This is a genomic window from Mycobacterium lepromatosis (assembly GCF_000975265.2).
GTDB classification, from domain to species: domain Bacteria; phylum Actinomycetota; class Actinomycetes; order Mycobacteriales; family Mycobacteriaceae; genus Mycobacterium; species Mycobacterium lepromatosis.
Window position 1 is genome coordinate 1,398,196 of the sequence record NZ_CP083405.1, and the last position, 16,268, is coordinate 1,414,463.

Sequence of the window (16,268 nt, forward strand, 5' to 3'; positions counted from 1 at the left end):
AGGGACGTGGTCGTAGCAGTCGCCGGCGGTGCATAGACCTGGCCCCCTTGCCAATACCAAGCGGTTGTTGGATTCCGGGGTGCAGGTCCTCGTGCGGGATATCAAAGGTGACGAGGTAGTTCGTGAACTTTGTGGTAGCGCGCATTTCGTGCTGGTAGATGTCACCAAAGTTTCCGCCGTGTCCAGCGTGCTGGACACGGCGGAAACTTTGGACCCGCTGCGCATCGTGTCAATTGCGTTGGCGCCGGTAACGCTATCCGGGTGCTGAACTGCGACAGCGTGTTCCGATGAAATGCCTTTCGCAAGGGTCATCGACATCAACCTGATAGGCATCTTCAATGTGCTTCGACTAGGCGCCGAGCGGATTGTCAAGATCGGACCCATCGGCCCAGACGGGGAGGAACATGGCGTTATTATTAATAATAACGCCTCGGTAGCTGCGTTTGGCGGTCAGATTGGCCAAGTTACCTACTCTGCGTACAAATGGGGTTTGATGGCCAGGAATCTAACTAATCGCACAGGACCTGGCTAGCTACCGTATCCGGATGGTCACGATAGTAACCGACCTGTTTAACACGCCGTTGCTGGCTTTTCTTGTTGGAGAGATTAAGGTGTCGTTGAGTAAACAGGTGCTGCATTTGGTGGAGCTAGGAAACCCGGACGAGTATAGGGAATGGCCGTGCACATCGACGAAAACCCAATGCTCAACGGACAGGTTATCCGTCTGGGTGCCGTCATCCGCATAGCACCAAGCTGAGCCATCCCGCGTTTCAGACCAGTCGTATGAAGTCAGACCCTAGCACTGTGAAGGGGCTGACTTCGGATACAGGAACCAAAAGGACTTACCGACGAAACCATCGGGTGATGGCGTATTCGGCCATGAGTAGCCCTGCAAGCACGCTCATAAGCCGCGGTCAGCTTGCCGTAGGCAGCGGGTGCCAGTCTTCGAACTGTTCTGAGGTTTCGCCTTCCACCAGCATGTCGCCGTGGTAGAGGGCCTCAAAGTCAGCCTTAATGCCGTCCGCACTGGAGTCGTCAATCCACATGGCCTTTAGCCTATGAGTCGCCATTAAGGAATCTTTGAGTCAAGATTCGGAAAATGGTGGCAATTCTTACCGGCGGGTAGGTTGATGCGGGTGTTGGGCGTTTCGTCTGTCCGCCAGCAGCGCCTGTGCCGAGATCAGCGGCGTGGTGAATTATCCCAGTATCCGTGCCTAGGACAGGTGGTGTTGCTAGGACGCCTGTACTTACCGTTGAGTAATTATCGCAGTTAGGTGTCGGGTCTAGCGTGACCGGCATCGGTGGTGGAAAGAGAAGGCTATGGTACTAGAGGGCCGCTAGACTGGCTATTGCAGCACCGCGATGAATCCTGGTAGTGTGAATGGTCTTCATTGCCGCGGTGGTCTTCGGCATCCCCGTCAGTACAGTAAGAGCCTGTCTCCTGGCGGTTTCCAAGATCTGAACTCGGAGTTGGCGTGCGCAATCCAGGTGTTGACCGACAAGTTTGGGCAGAACGGTCAGCATATGCTCACCGTGGTAACTGCACCCGCAGGTGCCGTCAGCGAACAAGCTAGTACAATGGGTACCGGCTTTGTCGCCCACTTGCAACGGTCGTCATTGACGTAATAACGTCATCTTGACGCGGACTAGGCCTCGCTCTGAGCTTCTCGAAGCAGCAAACAATCTGGGTCGACATCGACGGCGAGTCGGGTTGATTGTGTTCAACCTAAAAAGCGGCGAAAACCACGCACATGACAACGCTCGCACTCATCTCGACGAACTCGTCCACGTACCGTGACGCCGTCACGGTACGTGCCGGTGGCCCGGCGGTGCAGTATGTGCCGGTATACAAGCATAACCAGGAAGACCTGCTGATCATGAGATGATTGCCGATTCCGCTGAGCTTGCTGGTGCTGGTCTGGGGTATTCGGTGGACTAGCCGTCGTCGGCTCAATGTCGGTGTTGCGGCTCGTTACATAGACAATCGAAGTGTCGGTCTTCACGCTCAACCTGAGCACAGCGATGGGCTCGACATTGGCCATCGCCTCTACACGCTGCGGATCGTCAGCCGCTGTCGCAACGTCTTGGCCTAGGGCAGTTACTACGATTAGACACCGACCGGATCATAATAACTTCTGGTCGCACCGTGCTGTTCCCCGTCGTTACCCTGGCGTTGTCGATGTCGGCAACGGTGGCTTTACCGATGTACTTCCTAAAGTCGTTCGCTTACTCTGGTGGGGCCTTCGTAGCCACCTTGTCCATCGGCCGCGATTGTGCTGCTGGGCCCAAGGCTGGACGCATTGGAGACGCATTGGACGTGCGTTGGCTGGTATGTCGGGTACTGCTGTGGTATCAGGGTCGTCTCGAGTCGGTGCATAAACCGGTCGAGCAGATGTTCTGGTATCGATCAAGCAAACTTGTGATGCGCCGCTGAGCGCCGATCGGTTTGGCTGTTAGTGTGCTGCAGGCACTGCTTGGTTTTACGTTAACTGGTGCAGGGGGGAGAGATTTCCCGGACTACCAGGTGTTGCCCTGTTTGGTGTTTTTGCATCAAGTCGGTGACCGATTGTGCACCGGTTTCGAGCAACAATACTGTGAGGCGGTGTTCGTAGTCGTGCCCGATGTCCGAGGCCTGAACCTCGGCGGATCTTGACACCTATGCCGCCGCCTTGTCTAGGGTTCCGAACTTGTCGGTGGTAAACGCCTCGGGTAGGATCGTTCGTGGCTGGAAACCGGGTGGGACCTACCGGTTTGGCCGACGTGACCGTAGACAGCTCGGCACCGCTGCTTGCGCAAACTTTCGATACTTAGCTCAAGCGGCTGCACGAGGTGGCCGGGCCAGCCGACAGGTGCGTTGAGATGGCCGGTGTCACGTCGGTCGGTCGCGACAGCGTTGACGCGGTGACTAACCGACTTCCTTGGGTGTTGGGGCTGCTAGTGGCCATTACGTTTGAGTTGCTGTTCGGCCTTCACCGGAAGCGTGGTGCTGTCGGTGAAGTCGCTGATGTGCAATGTTCTGTTACTGACTACAGCGTTTGGCGCGCCGGTGTGGATCTTCCAGGACGGTCATCTCGGCGCGTTGGGAGCAACCCCGAGAGGGACGCTGGTGACCAACATGCCGGTGTTGTTGTTCTGCATCGCGTTTGGATTGTCCACAGATTATTTCAGTGTTCTTAATAGCTCGGCTTCGAGAGTACCGGTTGATTTCTTGGGCTGCTCGATCGGCGAGACCTAGCACAGCCCAGGCCCCGGCCGCTAACGATGAGAGTGTGGCACTAGGCGTGGCCTGTACCGGTCGGGTGATCACCGCGGCTGAGTTGGTGATGTCGATGTCGTTCGCTGCCCACGTGTTTTTATGCGGATGTTCGGTTTCAGCCTGTTCGTGATTGTGTATCCCCTGGTGCGGGATAGTCCTGGTTTCAGCGTTTATGCATGTGATAGGCCGGTGGAATTGGTGGGCGTCCAGGACCTTAGCGTGATTGCATGATCGGTTCGGCATCGGTGAGGGGACAGGCAGAATTTCCGAGCCCATCCGTCGCGCCGGCGGTGCAGCATAACGAGCATCCGAGTCCGAGAGTCGGTGACACACATTCGTTAGCGTGTCGATGGAGGGCCTGCGCCGCGCCCATGCTTCCCTGTGCTAGGTGATCGGCTCTGTCACGCAATCCTATGGTATGTGGCAACCGGAACTACTGCTGGAACCTGGACACGTCAGGTTGGTTTCGATCTGATCGGTTGCGTAGTGCGTCGATGTCACACTGCCATCGATCTACTGGCACTTCGAAGACAAAGACGCGCTCATGGACGTGGTATGTGCACGCTACTTGGCCAGAGTTGACCAGGAAATGGGGCAGGTGACGATCGGATAGCCATCCACTGTGGACGTGTTGCGCGCCCAGGGACTGGGTTATGTACGGTTCGCGATCTGGACCCTAGAATTATATACTGTCTTGTCACCATGGGTCGGTGACGATCAGGTAAGTAACGTCGATACCGCTCTGGACAGCTCAGCGTTCAAGCATTATGTGTGCCTCGGTGCAGCAGCTAATGGATGAGGATGTCTACCGGATCGACGATCCGACCATCATTGCCTTGGAACTGTGGAGCGCTGCCCACGGAGTGGCAGATCTGTTGATCGTCAAGCCGCACCTACCGTTCGGTGATGTCGATGCGTTCGCCGACCGGGTGTTGGGTGTAGTCCTTTGCTGCCGTATGCTGGCGGCGTTGTTTGGCGCCGACGTTAGCTTTCAGCAGCCAGTGGATTAAGTGATGGCGCATCGACTGCTGGAAGAGTCTCGGGCATGCCGTCAGCTGCAGCGGCTCCGTCAGCAAAAGTCGACAACCCATTCTTCGCCCACGTCTAGCCCATCGCTGCGGCCTACGCAGCCCGCGGTACGGGTTCTTCGCCGGGGGAGCCTGACTGGCTTGTTGGGCCGGGTGCTAGAAGTCGGTGCGGGTATAGTTTATTTAAGAGTAATTACCAGGGAGCCGTTGAACGGGTCGTTGCCCTCGAGCTCGAGCTGTACTTGGTTACCCGCACACGTTCGGCGATCGTTGGTGTGCCTGTTCGGGGTTGTCGTGATCGGCGAGGTGGAGGAGGAATGCAGCGGCGAGCAGCCGTTTGCTTGCTCGTTTGCTGCGCGGTTCCGCGACCCTGATCGTTGTGCTGCAACGGCTGCGTTTGTTGTTTCGGCCGGGCGGACAGCTGCTCTATCTAGAGCCGGTGGCCGCTGCCGATGCCTGGGGTTGGTTGCAACAGTTTGCCGATGTGGCGTTCGGGCTGAGGTTGCTGGGTAACTGTCATGCCCAGTGTGACACAGAGCAGCTCGGTTGTTAACGCCGGATTCGAGGTGGACACTTAGCGGCGGAAGTAGACGTTGCCGGTCTGGGCGCCACTGTCGGTGTTGAAGTTTAGTGCCGAGTCGGGCGCATAGGCCCTAGCGACGCTGTCGTGGGTGTACTGCCGGTTGTGTCGAGATCAACGTTAGTGTGTTTTGGTGGGTGAGTTGTGATTGTGATCGGTGTAGTGCCGGTCTTGGTGAGTTGATCGGGCGGTGCATTTTGGGAAGTAGGTGGTGTAAAAGATCGCTGGTGTTCTCGTTGCTGCCGCGTTGTGGTGGTGAGTGAGGTCGCAAAAAGTAGATCGGTTGTGCTTGACAGGTGATGCGGCTATGAGCAGCCGTCTTGAGGCCCTGATCCCAAGCCGGGGGTTTTACCGAGGTTCTGCGGTAAAGCGTTGAGTGTGGTGATCATGGCCGCAGCGACCACATCAGTGCTGCGGCCCTTAGACAGGTGGCGCAGCTGCACGAACCCGATACTGTGTTCGGCCAGGGCGTTGATGTGGGGGGGCCTGGTTTTTGCCGATGATTAAATCGCCCGCCCAATGTTTTAGAGCACCGCACGGTCGTGCAGCTTCGGCGGCACGCTCACCGATGGTGACCATACCCAGAATATGGCGATGCCCGGTTTTGGTGCGCTGTGCCCGTAGTGTGCCTAACGCCCACCCAGTGTGCACACATGCCGGCCAACACCTGATGTCGTTTCCCGCGTCCTTGCACGAAGAACGCCTTGTACAGCGTTTCGTGAGGTACCTGCATCTTCGGGCCGGTCAGGAGAGGTCGTTGGCCAACACCCCAGCAATGTGTTCGGGACTGTACTTTTTGACTTTTTGGCCAGCAACGCTTCCACCACCGTACGCAACTGCCCACCGCGGCCAGCTGGCCGGCCTTTTCAGTCGCTGGGCCCGCTGCTCACTGCATAGCTAGGCACGGCGCGCTAAATAACCCGATTCAGCTTGTGCACCAGCACAGTTGGCGTCGAATCGGTGCAACACCCAGCAAAGCGATCCGTAACCGCACGAGCCGCCCCTCGTTGGTGACCTCACGCATCATAGTCAACGGCACCCAACCCAAACAGTTAGCAATCGATCACATCAACTCACAACGCTGCGACACACCCGACACCACCTACTTCCCAAAATGCACCGCCCGATCAACTCACCAAGACCGGCACTACACCGATCACAATCACAACTCACCCACCAAAACACACTAACGTTGATCTCGACACAACCGGCAGTACACCCACGACAGCGTCGCTAGGGCCTATGCGCCCGACTCGGCACTAAACTTCAACACCGACAGTGGCGCCCAGACCGGCAACGTCTACTTCCGCCGCTAAGTGTCCACCTCGAATCCGGCGTTAACAACCGAGCTGCTCTGTGTCACACTGGGCATGACAGTTACCCAGCAACCTCAGCCCGAACGCCACATCGGCAAACTGTTGCAACCAACCCCAGGCATCGGCAGCGGCCACCGGCTCTAGATAGAGCAGCTGTCCGCCCGGCCGAAACAACAAACGCAGCCGTTGCAGCACAACGATCAGAATTTCGTTTCTCTTGAATGAGGCTTTCGGACGATCTACCCCGATGTAGTGGGAGGGATTCAATTGGAAGGCAAGCCAAGTGGCAGCACAACGCAGGAACAAGCCAGAAGCTTGCGGTGGTGTCGGGTCCGGGGGAGGGAGATTCCTGACGCCGAACACGAGTTAGTGATCGAGCAGGTAGCTGGCATCGATCCGGCCGCGGCTGGCGTGCCGCAGCTCATTGAGTGGCGTTGAGTTCGGCACTTGTTCGAGCACTGTGCCCTCCTCGTTGGTTACCGCGGCTAGGTGCCGTCCCGACGTCAATGTCAACCCGTGAACCGGGGTGCGCTACCTTGGGTTGCTGCAGGCGCTGCACGAGGACCCGCGCACTCGCTTCCACCCTGATGCCGTTACGACGTACCGTGATCGCCAGCATCTGAGCCCGGCCTTTCGCGGTGAGCCGTTTAATCCGGCGCGTGTTTCTAGTGCATACGGATGGTCCTGATGACCGGAAGTGCGAGGTGGCGTGTGCCTAAGCTCGACGCGCATCGCTTAGTTCGTGAACGACACGCGGCCTATGGTTGCGTCCCTATCTTCTTCAACCAGGGGAAGCCCCATCTTTTGCCGTCACGTTTGCCGGATCGGAAGTTCTGCTACTTTCAGTACGCGTCGACCATGACGTCGATGTAGGTGCTCTTCGGAGCACTTGTTCTATTACACCGTGTCGGTGTCGACAGTGACGCACACCTCGTTCTTGACGGTGTTGCCACGCTTACGCAGTATCCAAAGCGTCAGTGTCGCGGTCTCTACCGCCGGTGGCGTGCCACGCCTCGATGTCGGCTTTTAGGGTCGTGACGGTCCAGGTTTATGCCTTACTCCGATCACTGAAATGTCATGCCAACATCCGCGCTTGATAGTCGGTCGGCGGCAGGGGGGGGGATCAACACACTTGCACGGTCCAGTGCTCAGGAATATCGAACTCTGCCATCATGTTACCTTGCGTTCTTCGGCGCCAGCTGCCGCAGCGATGGCACGCTTAGCGTGGTTCTGGATAACACGGTTGTCGTACAACCGAGCACACATACTGATTGAGTATCTCGGTCGTGTCCTGCACCCGATCGTCGCCAACCTTGGATGAACCCACCACAATAAGCTCGTGATACTGTGCGGCCAGCGTTGCCTGGACGTAGTACGATCCGAACCAGCAGAACCGGTCCCGATGTCTACACGATCCGGCCCACAGTCGGATCACGCGGCAGCGCAAGAAACTGTCGACGGTCACCGTTCAGCGCGAATCCAACCTCGGTAATGACCTTATCGACTGGGATCTGCGGGGTCGTGGTCTATGTGGTCACCTGGCCGACTTGTCGATCCAGATCAGCTTTCTGATCCGCTGAAGACCTCCGGGCATACACCGCCGTGCGACCACACAGCCGTAGTGCGACTTTATAATCGGCTTGTCACATGCAAAGCTATCGGCATGGTCCTTGCTATAACTCGCTCCCTCCTTGCGGGAAACATCGCCGTCGGCGATCATACGTTAGATGGGCTTTGCTGAGTTCGGTGCTCCGCAGGGGGTCGGTCTTCTGGCTGCACGAAGATCCGGGTGCTTGTCCGCAGATGCCAACCTAGGCATGGGTTTTACATGGAAGACCATGATATACGTCTGATCGAATTTAACCGGTTTGGGATTGACGCGTCGACACGCTCATCAATACCCAGCGATAGCTGCGTTCTCCGACGACCGGCCCGGAAGCAATCAGCGGCGGTGTGATGGATTTCGTTTTGCTAGTCGCGCCGCTGCTGACAATGGGAGATAGTCCGCTGCGGGTGTGCGTTAGTTGGCTGGTCCAGGCGGCTCGGCCGGTAACGTCGCCCGCCCTCGACTCGTATGGTCTGCTCTCGCCGCAAGCAGACTGGCTTATCTTGGCTCGCCCTGAGTTCAATGTGATGTTTTCGACGACTTGTTGAGACCGGGAGCCACAAGCGGCTAGCCGTGCCATTCGTTGACGCCATCGCGTTCGTCTGCCATTGGGGCTTCGGGTTGGATGAGGTGAAAGTCCTAGTCCGCTGGTGGAACGGTGACCACGACCACGTCATTCCGTTTTTCCCATGGGGAGCATGTCGTTTCTTGGCTGTCTGATGCCAAGTAAGTTTCACCCGCCGGGCGAAAGTCAGTTTGCTTGGTTTGGCCGCGGCGAGGAAATCCTGTCCACCTTGATGGCGATTTGGGATCGCGACTAGCGAGCGTGACTCGGTCTCGCAACTCGCTTGCACCACCCCCCGGGTAACCTGCTCACGTGTTGTTGGCATCGCTGAATCCGTCCGTCGCTACCGCCACCGACATCGCTGACGCGGTATGTATTGACGGCGTTGTGCTGAGCCGCAGCGGCTTGGTTGGTGCCGCAACGTCGGTGGCTGAGCGTGTCGGAGGAGCACGCTTGGTTGCGGTGCTGGCCACGCCGACGGCATCGACTGTGTTAGCGATCACCGGTTGCTTGATTGCCGGTGTGCCGGTGGTCCCGGTGCCCGCGGATATCGGTGTGGTCGAACGCCGGCATATACTTGCCGATTCTGGGGCGCAGGCCTGGCTAGGTGCAGGGCCCAGTGCGGACTCGGGGCCGGACGGGTTGCCGCGTATCCCGGTTCGACTAGATGCTCGCTCTTGGAACCGCTACCCTGAGCCGTCACCTGATGCTGCCGCTATGGTTATCTACACCTCGGGCACTACTGGGCTGCCTAAGGGGGTACTGCTGAGCCGGCGAGCGATCGCCGTTGATTTGGACGCGCTTGCCCAGGCCTGGCAGTGGACGGCCGATGACGTTTTGGTACATGGATTGCCGCTGTTTCACGTGCACGGCCTTGTACTCGGTTTGCTTGGATCGCTTCGGATTGGAAATCGCTTTGTGCACACAGGCAAACCCACCCCGACCGCCTATGCTCAGGCTTGCTCGGAAGCCGGGGGATCGCTGTATTTCGGGGTTCCCACGGTATGGTCGCGACTGGTGGCAGACGAGGCAGTTGCCCGGGCGTTAAGACCCGCGCGGCTACTAGTGTCTGGGAGTGACTCATTGCCGGTGCCGGTGTTTGATCGGTTAGCGCACCTCACAGGTCATCGGCCCATCGAACGGTATGGCAGCACGGAATCACTGATCACCCTGTCGACGTTGGAGTATGGCGAGCGCCGTGCGGGCTGGGTGGGTTTGCCGCTGGCAGGCGTGCAGACCAGGCTGGTCGATGAGGCCGGCGGTCCAGTGCCTTATGATGGGGAAACCGTTGGTAGACTTCAAGTTCGTAGTCCGACGATGTTTGACGGCTACCTGAATCGACCGGAAGCGACAGCCGCGGCGTTCGACGAGGACGGATGGTATCGTACAGGTGATATTGCGGTCGTGGACAGTGGTGGGATGCATCGCATTGTGGGCCGCGAGTCGGTTGACCTAATCAAATTGGGCGGATATCGGATAGGCGCAGGAGAAATCGAGACGGCGCTGCTCGGACATCCGGATGTGCAGGAAGCGGCAGTTGTCGGGCTGCCTGATGAGGACTTGGGCCAACGGATCGTTGCATTCGTTGTAGGCTCGGCGGTACTGGGTGCCGATGAGCTGATTAACTATGTTGCTCAACAGCTTTCGATACATAAGCGGCCACGTGAAGTCCGCTTCGTGGATGCGCTGCCGCGCAACGCGATGGGCAAGGTCCTCAAGAAGCAGTTGCTCTCCGAGGGTTGACCGGCCCTATGGCAAGGAGCGGTTATGCTGGCACGCCATCGTTGCGACCGGCACGGGGGTTGGATGTGTTGGTTTGCTCGCCGCGCCACTGCAGAGCTTCAAGAGCGACGGCAATGTGGACGCTAGTGTGGTCGAGAGGCCGCGGTAGGAGTTTTTCAGCGGACTCAATCCTGCGCAGCAAGGTGTTACGGTGAGTAAACAAACGTTTCGCGGCACGAGAGGCGTTGCACTGTTCATTGATGAATGTTAATAACGTTTGCTGCAATGCCGGACTGGCTGATTCGAAATCTCCGAGCGTGCTAGTGATGAATTCTTTTGCAGCTTCTGGATTTTGGGTGATCAACGAGACCAGTCGCACATCAGCAAAGAACGCGACCTGCTGGTGAGATTTCAGCCGGGCCAAGGTGCGTTGTGCGGTGAGAGCTTCCAGGTGGCTGCGCCGGAAGCCTTCGATTCCAGCTGCGCTAGTCCCGATGGCGACACGCGCCTTAGACAGGTTGAGCAGCGCCTTTTGCACCTCAGGGACATCCAGTGCGACCGCGTCGGCCAACCATACCCATCGGGCGGCGGCGCTTGCTACCATGATCAGTTGCTGCGTTGACCTGACGATGTGGCTAAATGCTTCAGCGGCCTGGTCGAGGTAGCCATGGTCGCCATCAAGGTCGTCGCTCCAAATCACGGCGGCGGTATGTGTTAGGTCGAGACGATAGCCCAAGCGCGTTTCGGCACGCTCCTGGGTGACTGGTGCACCCTCGAGAATCAGATCGACAACTTCCAGTCGTTCGGCGTGGGTGCTGCGGTTCAGTTCGTCGCGTTCCAGTTGCATGTGTGTGGCGATGGCCTCTAGCGTGGCCGCTACGTACTCGTTGATCGATTGCGCGGACACGTTGAGCATTTCGCGTAGTTCTTGAGGGTCGGAGGTGAGCGCGAACGCGATCTCCATCCACCGTCGCCAGGCTGTGTACTCCCCGACCCTATAAATGTCGAGCGCAAGAACGTCACGTCCGCGCCGTACCAGATCCCGCGCCATGGTCAGGGGCTCAGGGCCGAGATGAGCCGGTACCGGGGCGCCAGGGTCACGTAAATTGGCGGTAGCCCAGTGCACCAGATGGGCACGGCTGGCGCGCCGAACGACCTTGGCTAGGACCGGGTCATTGGCGATGGCGGGGTTGGCTGCGAAGGTAGCGCGATCAAGTTGGTCAATCCACTCCTGGCTAGGGTTGAGTGCGATCCGTGCCCCTTCACGGATCAACTCACGCACTCGTGGCGACGGGCGTTGCCTGGCCATGGGCTCACTGTAGGGCCGATGTGTGCAGATTGACACCTTTTGGAGCGAGCCAAATGGGAATATTTCGCCCCTGAACCATCGCAGCGTAACTGTTGTTGTCGGCGTAAATATCTTTGTGCCCTCAAGAGCGTCGATGGTGGATAGCCAGAGCAAGTGGTCTGGGACACCAGAATTGTGTTGAGTTTAAGCCCGACCGATTGCTGGTTTAGTGTGCATTTTGCACCTTCGTGTGGGAATAATTGGGAAGATTTCACCACCGGCCGGGACGATGGGTGCACTTTGCACCCTAGAGCCTTCTTGTTCGGGTGGTTTTAACCTGTTGCCGACGTTGCATAACGGTGATCATTGAGGCCAGTTCGCACCACCAAGCAGTCGAGAGGGAGAGCGCAGGTGAGCAGGTCGCTTGATCTTTCCTCGTGCAGTAGTCGAATTGTTTGAGTTTCGAGGAGGAACCGCATGCCTTTCTTCGTGAGTGCAGAGCCACAGGCCCTGAGCGCAGCAGCTAGCACCCTGCAGAGCCTCGGTGCTGCCACAACGGCAAGTAATGCCGCGGCGGCCACGACGACCACTGAAATTGCCCCCCCGGCTGCCGATGAGGTGTCATTAATGCTAGCAGCGTTTTTCAGTAGCCACGGGCAACAGTACCAGGCGCACGCCTCTCAGGGTGCGGCCGGTCATCAGGAGTTAGTCCAGAGCCTGTTGACGAGCTCGTCGGCGTATGCGAGCACCGAGGCCGTCAATCGCGAAAGTTTGTAGCGGACGTCGCTAGCTGCACACGAGTGGCTACCAGCGAGTACAAGGGAGCGATGAGATGTTCGATTTCGCAGCGCTGCCGCCCGAAACCAACTCCACCCGGATGTATTTAGGCGCGGGCTCCGGCCCGATATTGGCCGCCGCCGCAGCCTGGACTGTTTTAGCCAAGGAGCTGACTGCGGCGGCGCAGGGGTTGCAGTCAGTGGTCGAAGCATTGCTGATGACATTTGTAGGTGAGTCGGCAGCGGCGCTGGCAGAGCGGGTCATACCATATGGGGGGTGGCTGGGCCAGAACGCCGCAGGCGCCGAGCTGACCGCAACCCAGCTCATGGCAGCGGCGAGCGCCTACGAAACGGCTTTTACGACGACGGTGCCGCCGCTGCTGGTGTTCGCGAACCGCGCGCAGGTGTGCCTACTGATGATGACTAACATTTTCGGGCAAAACTCCCCCGCGATCGCGGCGAACGAGGCTGAATACGCCGAGATGTGGATCCAAGACGCGACAGCGATGGTGAGCTATCAGGCCTGCGCGATGGAGGCAGTGGGGGCGATGAAGGCATTTACGGCGGCGCCACAGATGGTCAGTGAGATCGCGCTAGCCCAAGAGGTTTCTGCGGCCGAGCAGGCAGTTGCCCAAGTCGCACTCGATCAGATGGCCGATGAGGAGGTGAACGCTATTTTATCCAGGACGGAGACGCTGCAACCGCAACTGGGCCAGCAGGTACAGGTAGGAGCCTCCATGCCACACGCTGTTCCTGACCCTTCGTCGGCTACCTCGGCGTCGTTGTGGGGTGGCTTTGCACAGCACTTGTCGCCCGTGAACGACCTCTGCTCGATGATCAACAACAATGCGGGAATGGTTAACACGAGCTTTTCACTGGTCAACGGCATGGGTTCGGTGATGAAGAGCTTCGCGCCGACGGCGACCAAGGCGGCAGAAAGCGCGGTTCAGACGATGGGAAGTGCTGCTGTACAGTCGGTAAGCCGCGGCTTGCTGAGTTCGAGCCCGGGTGGTCAGGTGACTGCTCGCTTGGGCCGTGCCGCGTCGATCGGCTTGTTGCGGGTGCCGGAATCTTGGACCGCGGCCAGCCAGCCGGTCACGCCGGCGGCGCGGGTATTGCCGCTAGCCAGTATGGCCGCCGGAGCCGAAAGCGAACCGGCTTCGCTGATGGGGGGGTTACCGATGGCACCTATGGCCCCTATTGGAGGCGGCGGTACGGGCAGCGTCAACACTACGCTGCGCATTCAACCAAAAACCTTCGTGATGCCCCGCAACCCCGCAGGAGGATGAGGAGAGAAGCTGCGGTTGTGACTGTTTCATCCACAACACCATGAAATCAACTGGAGGAGATAAAAGCATGACAATTGCACGTTTTATGACCGACCCACAGGCGATGCGGGACATGGCGCACAAATTTGACATGCACGCCCAGAACGTGCGAGACGAGTCCCACAAGATGTTCATGTCCTCGATGGACATCGCTGGTGCGGGCTGGAGTGGGACCGCCCAGTTGACCTCCCACGACACCATGGAGCAGATGAATCAAGCGTTTCGCAACATTGTGACCCGGCTGGAGGACGTGCGTGACCAGCTGGGTACCGCCGCCGATCGCTACGAGCACCAAGAAGAGACCTCGAAGCAGATCCTTTCTGGCAGCTAGTTTCGAAAACTGCTGCTAATCAATAATTTCAATGCAGGAGGAGACAAAATAATGGGAAACATTAACTACCAGTTTGGGGAGATCGACGCGCATGGTGCCACCATCCGCGCTCAAGCGGTTGCGTTGGAGGCCACCCACCAAGCCATTCTAGCCACTGTGCGGGACGCCGCTGAGTTTTGGGGCGGAAGCGGTTCGGTTGCCCACGAAATGTTCATCGCCGACCTAGGTCGTAACTTCCAGATGATTTACGAGCAGGCCAACGCCCACGGCCAAAAGGTGCAACGCGCCAGCTCCTCCATGGCCGACACTGACCGCTCTGTCGGTTCTGTTTGGTCCTAAAACATAGGATTAACTATGAGCTGCTCGTTGTCAACGTCGACACCGGGCGGCTTTTGTTTCGGGACTGGAACAGGACTTCTCAGCTGTGAGAGCGCTACTCTGGCCTATAGCCCGATCAAGTTGTACTTATAGGGGGTCTGCTGCGGTAAGGCCTGTCGGCTTGTCCGGTAGGAACAAGTTCATGAAGAGAACTAGATGGATTTTCGGGGCGTTACTACACCATAGATACCATAGATCAACTCGGCGAAGATGTATTCCGGCCCGAGTGTGGGCTTAATGTTGGCCGCAGCCATGTGGTATGTTGCCTGGCTAAGTCTTACCGCTGTGCGGGCTAAATGAACTGGTATCCAGATCGCGACTGCGGCGAACGCTTATGATGATGCCACCGTATGATGTGCGCAGCCAACTTTGTTTCGGGTGTTGATCGAGACCAACATCGCCGGGAAAATGCCAATTGATAGCCGACGCCCACGCGGTCTACAGCGAGATATGGGACGAGAGGACCGCTTGCCACGATGTAATAGCTACGTGGATGCCGTGACGGCCGTGGTGATGCCGTTTGATAGAGCGGTCGGAGATCGTCAACTAAGACTGGATTGGGCGAGCAAGGGCTATTCGGCGCCGCCGCGGCAGACGGGCGGAGGTCCAATCTGTCTCAGGGGATAAGGAACACGCTACCGATGCTTAGCGACAACTTTGGCACGGTTGACTCAGTGTTTCCTATGGCTGATACGGCAAGCTCGATGTTGGCGGATGTCTTTCCCGCGGCTGAGGAGGGTTGTCAAAGATACGGTGCTAGTTGGTAGATGAGGCCGCCGCGTTGGAGCAGGTACTGGGCCAGATGGCTGATGTGGCCGGCGCGGCCAAAAGCGGGCCAGTCCAGCCGGTGGGGGTCGAGGGTCTGCCGGTCGGGCAGATGGCCTACTGTGCGGTCGGCGGCGGGGCCAGTAGTGCGCTGCGGACCCCGCTGCGCGCTTTCGTAATACCCAACCTCAGGCCGTCGGATTGTTCTACTTAGGCTAAAGCCATAGGAGCGCAACATTTTTCGACCTCTGACTGTACTACAGTAGCATTCATCGCCGAACGGTTGGCCATTCGCTACCGTTACTGCGCTAAGCGCTGGCTGTACACTTCGTCGGTGTCAGCGGTGGAGTTCGGCGGTTAGTTAGTGTGCAAAGCCTCGTTGAGCGTGCTGCCCTTACCGTCACGGGCTACCACTTCGACCGCCCCCGTTACCGAATTGCGCCGGAACAGAAGGTTGCTAACGCCGGAGAGCTCACGAGCCTTAACCGATTTGCTGTCCGGAGTATTGACCTTGGTGCCGGCAGTGACATATAATCCGGCTTCAACGACGCAGTCGTCGCCCAGTGAGATACCCAGGCCTGAGTTGGCTCCGAGCAGACACCGCTTGCCTATGGAAATGACCTGTGTGCCACCGCCGGACAGGGTACCCATGATCGATGCTCCACCTCCGACGTCGGAGCCGTCGCCCACCACCACACCCGCTGAGATGCGACCCTCTACCATCGATGCGCCCAGGGTCCCGGCGTTGTAGTTGACAAAGCCCTCGTGCATCACGGTGGTGCCAGGCGCTAAGTGGGCGCCTAGTCGCACTCGGTCGGCGTTGGCGATGCGCACTCCGGTGGGGACGATATAGTCAACCATCCGGGGGAATTTGTCGACGCCATAGATGGTGACCGGTCCATGGCGACGCAGCCGTGCCCGGACGGTGTCGAAACCGTCGATTGCGCAGGGTCCTCTACTAGTCCAAATCACATTGGTCAATACCCCGAACAAGCCGTCGGCATTCAGTTCGTGCGGTGTCACCAACCGGTGTGACAGCAAATGTAACCGCAGGTAGGCGTCGTAAGCGTCGACGGCGACTTCGTCTAATGAGCCGATGACCGTACGGACCGCGATTGTCTCGGTGCCACGGTCGTCATCGCGGCCGATCAGTACGGCCAGCTCGTGGGGAACGTCGGACATTGCCAGTCGCGAAGTGGCGCTGGTGCCCGATTCGGTCAGTTTCGGTGCGGGAAACCAGGTGTCGAGGATCGATCCGTCGGCGGCCAGCGTCGCTAGCCCGATGCCAACCCCACCTGCAGTTTCTGTCATGGTGGTCAGGTTACTTGC

At 58.4% G+C, this 16,268-nt stretch carries 13 protein-coding genes and 5 pseudogenes; 11 read left to right on the forward strand and 7 right to left on the reverse strand.

Going from position 1 to position 16,268, the window contains the following annotated elements:
* Window positions 1–6: 6 nt before the first annotated feature.
* Window positions 7–757, forward strand: a pseudogene (locus tag MLPF_RS17295) (SDR family NAD(P)-dependent oxidoreductase).
* A gap of 157 nt (window positions 758–914) precedes the next feature.
* On the opposite strand, the gene MLPF_RS15705 reads toward MLPF_RS17295, so the two are convergent.
* Window positions 915–1,046: a hypothetical protein gene (locus MLPF_RS15705; protein WP_156147031.1), complete on the reverse strand. Its 132-nt coding sequence runs from the start codon at window positions 1,044–1,046 to the stop codon at window positions 915–917.
* A 335-nt stretch (window positions 1,047–1,381) separates the two neighbouring features.
* Here MLPF_RS15705 and MLPF_RS16220 point away from each other — a divergent pair.
* From MLPF_RS16220 to MLPF_RS06685, 3 genes and pseudogenes are all read left to right on the forward strand, one after another.
* A pseudogene (locus MLPF_RS16220) lies at window positions 1,382–3,557 on the forward strand (MMPL family transporter); the annotation flags it as partial.
* A gap of 466 nt (window positions 3,558–4,023) precedes the next feature.
* Window positions 4,024–4,266 carry a TetR-like C-terminal domain-containing protein gene (locus MLPF_RS06680; protein WP_052696436.1) on the forward strand — a complete coding sequence of 81 codons (243 nt, stop codon included), beginning with the start codon at window positions 4,024–4,026 and terminating at the stop codon, window positions 4,264–4,266.
* A gap of 355 nt (window positions 4,267–4,621) precedes the next feature.
* Entirely contained in the window at window positions 4,622–4,837 is a 216-nt protein-coding gene (locus tag MLPF_RS06685; RefSeq protein WP_237817271.1) for a hypothetical protein, read from the forward strand.
* 332 nt (window positions 4,838–5,169) lie between these two features.
* Here MLPF_RS06685 and MLPF_RS06690 read toward each other — a convergent pair whose 3' ends face one another.
* From MLPF_RS06690 to MLPF_RS06710, 4 genes and pseudogenes are all read right to left on the reverse strand, one after another.
* Window positions 5,170–5,307: a hypothetical protein gene (locus MLPF_RS06690; RefSeq protein ID WP_175266300.1), complete on the reverse strand. Its 138-nt coding sequence runs from the start codon at window positions 5,305–5,307 to the stop codon at window positions 5,170–5,172.
* An 894-nt stretch (window positions 5,308–6,201) separates the two neighbouring features.
* Window positions 6,202–6,543 (reverse strand): hypothetical protein, encoded by a 342-nt coding sequence (locus MLPF_RS06695; protein ID WP_156147041.1) that lies wholly within the window; start codon window positions 6,541–6,543, stop codon window positions 6,202–6,204.
* Between the two features lie 33 nt (window positions 6,544–6,576).
* Window positions 6,577–7,294 (reverse strand): annotated as a pseudogene (locus MLPF_RS17300) (IS607 family element RNA-guided endonuclease TnpB); the annotation flags it as partial.
* 56 nt (window positions 7,295–7,350) lie between these two features.
* Window positions 7,351–7,787 (reverse strand): annotated as a pseudogene (locus MLPF_RS06710) (IS607 family transposase); the annotation flags it as partial.
* A 56-nt stretch (window positions 7,788–7,843) separates the two neighbouring features.
* Between MLPF_RS06710 and MLPF_RS16225 the strand changes: the two are divergent.
* Window positions 7,844–8,607 (forward strand): annotated as a pseudogene (locus tag MLPF_RS16225) (alpha/beta fold hydrolase).
* Window positions 8,608–8,663: 56 nt separating this feature from the next.
* Window positions 8,664–10,094 (forward strand): acyl-CoA synthetase, encoded by a 1,431-nt coding sequence (locus MLPF_RS06725; protein ID WP_045842869.1) that lies wholly within the window; start codon window positions 8,664–8,666, stop codon window positions 10,092–10,094.
* A gap of 22 nt (window positions 10,095–10,116) precedes the next feature.
* Here the strand turns inward: MLPF_RS06725 and MLPF_RS06730 are convergent, their stop codons facing one another.
* Complete coding sequence (locus MLPF_RS06730) at window positions 10,117–11,382, reverse strand: Rv1453 family transcriptional regulator (protein ID WP_045842870.1); 1,266 nt, start codon at window positions 11,380–11,382, stop codon at window positions 10,117–10,119.
* A gap of 456 nt (window positions 11,383–11,838) precedes the next feature.
* Between MLPF_RS06730 and MLPF_RS06735 the strand changes: the two genes are divergently transcribed.
* The 5 genes from MLPF_RS06735 (at window position 11,839) to MLPF_RS06755 (ending at window position 15,153) form a co-directional block, all read left to right on the forward strand.
* Entirely contained in the window at window positions 11,839–12,138 is a 300-nt protein-coding gene (locus tag MLPF_RS06735) for a PE family protein (protein WP_045842871.1), read from the forward strand.
* 55 nt (window positions 12,139–12,193) lie between these two features.
* Window positions 12,194–13,426, forward strand: a complete 1,233-nt coding sequence (locus tag MLPF_RS06740) for a PPE family protein (RefSeq protein ID WP_237817272.1) — start codon at window positions 12,194–12,196, stop codon at window positions 13,424–13,426.
* Between the two features lie 67 nt (window positions 13,427–13,493).
* Window positions 13,494–13,796 (forward strand): WXG100 family type VII secretion target, encoded by a 303-nt coding sequence (locus tag MLPF_RS06745; RefSeq protein ID WP_050039039.1) that lies wholly within the window; start codon window positions 13,494–13,496, stop codon window positions 13,794–13,796.
* 51 nt (window positions 13,797–13,847) lie between these two features.
* Window positions 13,848–14,135 carry a WXG100 family type VII secretion target gene (locus tag MLPF_RS06750; RefSeq protein WP_045842873.1) on the forward strand — a complete coding sequence of 96 codons (288 nt, stop codon included), beginning with the start codon at window positions 13,848–13,850 and terminating at the stop codon, window positions 14,133–14,135.
* A 799-nt stretch (window positions 14,136–14,934) separates the two neighbouring features.
* A complete protein-coding gene (locus MLPF_RS06755) occupies window positions 14,935–15,153 on the forward strand; it encodes a hypothetical protein (RefSeq protein WP_050039041.1) in 219 nt (72 codons plus the stop codon).
* A gap of 143 nt (window positions 15,154–15,296) precedes the next feature.
* Here the strand turns inward: MLPF_RS06755 and dapD are convergent, their stop codons facing one another.
* On the reverse strand, window positions 15,297–16,250 hold the full coding sequence (dapD, locus tag MLPF_RS06760; RefSeq protein WP_045842874.1) for a 2,3,4,5-tetrahydropyridine-2,6-dicarboxylate N-succinyltransferase: 954 nt from the start codon (window positions 16,248–16,250) through the stop codon (window positions 15,297–15,299).
* Window positions 16,251–16,268 lie beyond the last annotated feature (18 nt).

Bases quoted from the DNA above. Each gene is read 5' to 3' on its own strand.
- MLPF_RS06750 (WP_045842873.1), top strand. From the start codon at position 13,848: ATGGGAAACATTAACTACCAGTTTGGGGAGATCGACGCGCATGGTGCC.
- MLPF_RS15705 (WP_156147031.1), bottom strand. From the start codon at position 1,046: ATGTGGATTGACGACTCCAGTGCGGACGGCATTAAGGCTGACTTTGAG.
- MLPF_RS06745 (WP_050039039.1), top strand. From the start codon at position 13,494: ATGACAATTGCACGTTTTATGACCGACCCACAGGCGATGCGGGACATG.
- MLPF_RS06730 (WP_045842870.1), bottom strand. From the start codon at position 11,382: ATGGCCAGGCAACGCCCGTCGCCACGAGTGCGTGAGTTGATCCGTGAA.
- MLPF_RS06680 (WP_052696436.1), top strand. From the start codon at position 4,024: ATGTGTGCCTCGGTGCAGCAGCTAATGGATGAGGATGTCTACCGGATC.
- MLPF_RS06735 (WP_045842871.1), top strand. From the start codon at position 11,839: ATGCCTTTCTTCGTGAGTGCAGAGCCACAGGCCCTGAGCGCAGCAGCT.
- dapD (WP_045842874.1), bottom strand. From the start codon at position 16,250: ATGACAGAAACTGCAGGTGGGGTTGGCATCGGGCTAGCGACGCTGGCC.
- MLPF_RS06740 (WP_237817272.1), top strand. From the start codon at position 12,194: ATGTTCGATTTCGCAGCGCTGCCGCCCGAAACCAACTCCACCCGGATG.